Below are 4572 nucleotides of genomic sequence, written 5' to 3' on the forward strand. Positions count from 1 at the left end.
ACGCCATCCTGCACCAGTGCTGCGATGGCGCTGCGCACCGTATGACGGTTGACGCCATAACGCTCCGCCAGTGCAATCTCCGGTGGCAGCGCGGCATTCTCGGCAAAGTCGCCGATGGCGATCGAATGCAGGATCTGGTCGGCGATCTGCCGCCACAGCGAGACGCCGCTGCGCCGCTCTATGCTGCTGGCAATCTGTTGCCCGATCATCTCTTGCCCCGATGTTTTTCGCCCTGTCATCCATCCGTCATGGACACGCTTTAGAGAATAGGTATGATTTGTATAATTGTCTATATCATTGTACAAATTCGGAACGGGAAGGAATGGCTTCCATGCGAGGACAGGAAGCGCGCGATCAGGCTGAGCGCAAGGCCGTCATGGCGACGCTGACGCAATCGACCGGCGACGATATCGTCCGCCTTTGGAACGCAGCCGGCCTGCCTTCGGAAGCAGAACTCCTGCGCGGTCCCGAAACCGGCCTGGTCACCGTGCGTGGCCGCATCGGCGGCGGCGGCGCGCCATTCAATGTCGGCGAGGCGACGGTCACCCGCGCTACCGTCCGGCTCGCATCCGGACAGGTCGGCCACTGCTACGCGCTCGGCCGTGACAAGCAGAAAGCAAAACTGGCGGCGATCGCCGACGCGCTCTGGCAGGATCCTGCCCTGCGCCGCGAGGTCGAGACAAAACTCATTGCGCCGCTGCAGGCCGCACTTGCCGGCGCACGTGAACGGCGGCGCGCCGAGACGGCGGCAACGAAGGTCGATTTCTTCACCATGGTACGCGGAGAAGACTGATGGACATCGCAAGGCAAGCGATCGAGGGCGGCTTTGCCGATCCGGTGTTCGACGCCCAGACGGTGTTCCGCGCCGTGATGGATGCGATGGCGCGGCCAGGCACCCTGCAGCCCCTGCCGATCCTTGCCCGCCCGCCGGCGCCACTGTCGGCCACCGCCGGCGCGATCGCGCTGGCGCTGTGCGACAACGACACGCCACTCTGGCTCGACCCCGTTTTGCAGGCCCCAGCAGCGGTGAAATCCTGGCTCGGCTTCCACACCGGCACGCCGCTGGCCAATACGCCGGCCGACGCGCATTTCGCGCTGATCGCCACGCCGGCCGAGATGATGTCGCTCGATGGCTTTTCGCAGGGCATCCAGGACTATCCCGACCGCTCCACAACGCTGATCCTGCAGGTGAGCGATATCGTTTCAGGCGCCCCTCTGCTGCTCGAAGGTCCCGGCATCGAAATGACTGCAACCATCGCGCCGGCGCAGATGCCGCGCCATTTCGTCGAGCAATGGAAGCAGAACAACCAGCGCTTTCCGCGTGGCGTCGACATCATCCTTGCCACCCCCGACGGCGTTGCCTGCCTGCCGCGCACGACGCGCATCAAGACGATGGAGGCGTGATATGTATGTCGCGGTAAAAGGCGGCGAAGCGGCCATTGCCAACGCCCACTCCCTGCTCGCCGACCGCCGGCGCGGCGACCGTTCCGTGCCGGCGCTGCGCCTCGACCAGATCGTCGAGCAGCTGGCGCTCGGCGTCGACCGGGTGATGAGCGAGGGTTCGCTCTACGACCGCGAGCTGGCGGCCCTCGCCATCGTTCAGGCGCGCGGCGACATGATCGAGGCGATCTTCCTGGTTCGCGCCTATCGCACCACGCTGCCACGCTTCGGCTATACCAAGGCGATCGACACCGGCGCGATGCTGGTCGAGCGGCGCGTTTCGGCGACCTACAAGGATCTTCCTGGCGGCCAGCTGCTCGGCCCGACTTTCGACTACACTCACCGGCTGCTCGATCCCGAGCTCGCCGCGGGCGGCGATGTCGCCGAGCCGCTGCAGCGTGCCAGCGAGGCGGAAGCCATGCCGCGCGTCTCCGCGATCCTCGCCCGCGAAGGCCTGATCGAGCCTGATGGCGACATGCCGCAGGATCATGTCCCCGGCGACATCACCCGCGAGCCGCTGGAATTCCCGATGGCGCGCGACATCCGCCTGCAGGCGCTGTCACGCGGCGACGAGGGTTTTCTGCTGGCGCTCGGCTATTCCACCCAGCGCGGCTATGCCCGCAACCATCCCTTCGTCGGCGAAGTTCGCATCGGTGAGGTCGAGCTGGAACTCGATGTGCCGGAGCTGCCCTTCGCGGTACCGCTCGGCTCCGTGCGCGTCACCGAGTGCCAGATGGTCAACCAGTTCAAGGGCTCGGCCAAGGCGCCGCCGCAATTCACCCGCGGCTACGGCCTCGTCTTCGGTCAGAGCGAGCGCAAGGCGATGGCCATGGCACTGTGCGACCGGGCGTTACGCGCTTCGGAATTCGGCGAAGACGTCGTCGCCGCTGCCCAGGACGAGGAGTTCGTCATCTCGCATTCCGACAATGTCCAGGCGACCGGCTTCGTCGAGCATCTGAAGCTGCCGCACTATGTCGACTTCCAGGCCGAGCTCGACCTCGTGCGCCGCATGCGCGCCGAGCATGACGCCCGCGAAAACGCAGGCAAAGTCGAAGAGAAGAGGCAGGCTGCGGAATGACTTTAGTTAGCTCCACCGCCATGATCTCGTGGGAATGGCCGCTACACCCCTCCGGATCCGCCGTAGCCGCTACTGCCGCCAACGGTTTCGCCATTCGCGCCTTCCTTCGGCGCAGGAAGAACCATTCTTCGAAGGACAAAGGCAACCACGCCGACAAACACCAGCAACAGGATTCCGATGTGCATCCATCCGGTTGGAGTCATCTGAGCCTGGCCCTTCTTCCGTGTCTTGGAAGTCAATTCGGTAGCACACAGCGGAAGCGATCGCCATGACCGACATCGCCACTTACAACTTCGCCTATCTCGACGAGCAGACCAAGCGGATGATCCGCCGCGCGATCCTCAAGGGCATAGCCGTTCCCGGCTATCAGGTGCCGTTCGCCTCGCGCGAAATGCCGATGCCTTATGGCTGGGGCACCGGCGGCGTCCAGGTCACGGCTTCGATCATCGGCCCGGAAGACGTGCTCAAGGTCATAGACCAGGGCGCCGACGACACCACCAACGCGGTTTCAATCCGTGCCTTCTTCAAGAAGGTCGCCAATGTCGCCGTCACCACCGAGACGGCCAAGGCGACCATCATACAGACCCGCCACCGCATTCCCGAACATCCACTGAGCGCGGGCCAGGTGCTGGTCTATCAGGTGCCGATTCCCGAACCGTTGCGCTTCCTCGAACCGCGCGAAACGGAAACGCGCAAGATGCATGCGCTGGAGGAATACGGCCTCATGCATGTGAAGCTCTACGAGGACATCGCCAGGCACGGCCGCATTGCCACTACCTATGCCTACCCGGTCAAGGTCGAGGGGCGCTATGTGATGGATCCCTCGCCAACGCCGAAATTCGACAACCCAAAGATGCACCGTTCGCCGGCTCTGCAACTTTTCGGCGCCGGCCGCGAAAAGCGCATCTATGCGCTGCCGCCCTTCACCGATGTGGTCAGCCTCGATTTCGAGGACCATCCGTTCGAGGTGCAGACCTTCGACCAGCCCTGCGCGCTGTGCGCGGCCGAGAACGTCTATCTCGACGAGGTCATCCTCGACGACCATGGCGGCCACATGTTCGTCTGCTCCGACACCGACCATTGCGAGAAACGGCGCGAAGGAGGCCATCGCGGCCGTCTTGCGCCCGAAACGATGGAGCCGGCGCAATGACCGACGAACCACTGCTGCGCGTTTCCGCGCTATCCAAATTCTACGGCTCGCGTGTCGGCTGCGAAAACGTCACATTCGACCTTTGGCCGGGCGAGGTGCTGGCGGTGGTCGGCGAATCCGGTTCCGGCAAGACGACGCTGCTCAACTGCCTCTCGACCAGATTGCTGCCGAGTTCCGGCACCGCCAGCTACCGCATGCGCGACGGTCAGTTCCGCGAACTCTACCGCATGAGCGAGGCCGAGCGCCGTTTCCTGATGCGCACCGACTGGGGCTTTGTCCACCAGAACCCCGCCGACGGGCTGCGCATGACGGTGTCCGCCGGCGCCAATGTCGGGGAGCGGCTGATGGCGGTCGGCGACCGCCACTATGGGAAAATCCGCGCCACTGCGGTCGACTGGCTGTCACGCGTCGAGATCGACGAGGACCGCATCGACGACGAGCCGCGCGCCTTCTCCGGCGGCATGCGCCAGCGCCTGCAGATCGCCCGCAATCTCGTCACCGGGCCGCGGCTGGTGTTCATGGACGAGCCGACCGGCGGCCTCGACGTTTCCGTGCAGGCGCGTCTGCTCGACCTGTTGCGCGGCCTGGTCACCGATCTCGGCCTTGCGGCAATCGTCGTCACCCACGACCTCGCAGTGGCACGTCTGCTGTCGCAACGCATGATGGTGATGAAGGACGGCCGCGTCGTCGAAAGCGGCCTCACCGACCGCGTGCTCGACGATCCGCGCGCGCCCTACACGCAGCTCCTTGTTTCTTCCATATTGCAGGTGTGATCATGGCAACCCCGCTTGTCGTTTCCGATGTCGCCAAGAGCTTCACCATGCATCTGCGCGACGGCATCAAACTGCCTGTCGTTACCGGCGTGTCGTTCTCGATCAGATCAGGCGAGTGCGCCGTGCTCGGC

6 protein-coding genes and 1 pseudogene are annotated in these 4572 nt (G+C 64.6%); 6 read left to right on the forward strand and 1 reads right to left on the reverse strand.

Annotation, left to right across the window (positions count from 1 at the left end):
- Positions 1-209, reverse strand: a 209-nt coding sequence (locus EOA86_RS23380) for a GntR family transcriptional regulator (protein ID WP_128343827.1), incomplete at its 3' end; no start/stop codon positions are given.
- Between the two features lie 122 nt (positions 210-331).
- Between EOA86_RS23380 and phnG the strand changes: the two genes are divergently transcribed.
- The 6 genes and pseudogenes from phnG to EOA86_RS40570 all read left to right on the forward strand — a co-directional run.
- Positions 332-793, forward strand: coding sequence for a phosphonate C-P lyase system protein PhnG (gene phnG / locus EOA86_RS23385; protein ID WP_128343829.1), 462 nt, complete (start codon positions 332-334; stop codon positions 791-793).
- A complete protein-coding gene (phnH, locus tag EOA86_RS23390; protein ID WP_128343830.1) occupies positions 793-1404 on the forward strand; it encodes a phosphonate C-P lyase system protein PhnH in 612 nt (203 codons plus the stop codon). Before phnG ends, phnH begins: the two co-directional genes overlap by 1 nt.
- A 1-nt stretch (position 1405) precedes the next feature.
- Positions 1406-2518: a carbon-phosphorus lyase complex subunit PhnI gene (locus EOA86_RS23395; RefSeq protein WP_065009747.1), complete on the forward strand. Its 1113-nt coding sequence runs from the start codon at positions 1406-1408 to the stop codon at positions 2516-2518.
- Positions 2519-2786: 268 nt separating this feature from the next.
- On the forward strand, positions 2787-3668 hold the full coding sequence (locus EOA86_RS23400; RefSeq protein ID WP_128343832.1) for an alpha-D-ribose 1-methylphosphonate 5-phosphate C-P-lyase PhnJ: 882 nt from the start codon (positions 2787-2789) through the stop codon (positions 3666-3668).
- On the forward strand, positions 3665-4441 hold the full coding sequence (gene phnK, locus EOA86_RS23405) for a phosphonate C-P lyase system protein PhnK (protein WP_065009749.1): 777 nt from the start codon (positions 3665-3667) through the stop codon (positions 4439-4441). The genes EOA86_RS23400 and phnK overlap by 4 nt, the downstream gene beginning before the upstream one ends.
- Positions 4442-4443: 2 nt before the next feature.
- Positions 4444-4572: pseudogene (locus EOA86_RS40570) on the forward strand (phosphonate C-P lyase system protein PhnL); the annotation flags it as partial.

This window comes from Mesorhizobium sp. M5C.F.Ca.IN.020.32.2.1 (genome assembly GCF_004023105.1).
GTDB classification, from domain to species: Bacteria; Pseudomonadota; Alphaproteobacteria; order Rhizobiales; family Rhizobiaceae; genus Mesorhizobium; species Mesorhizobium wenxiniae.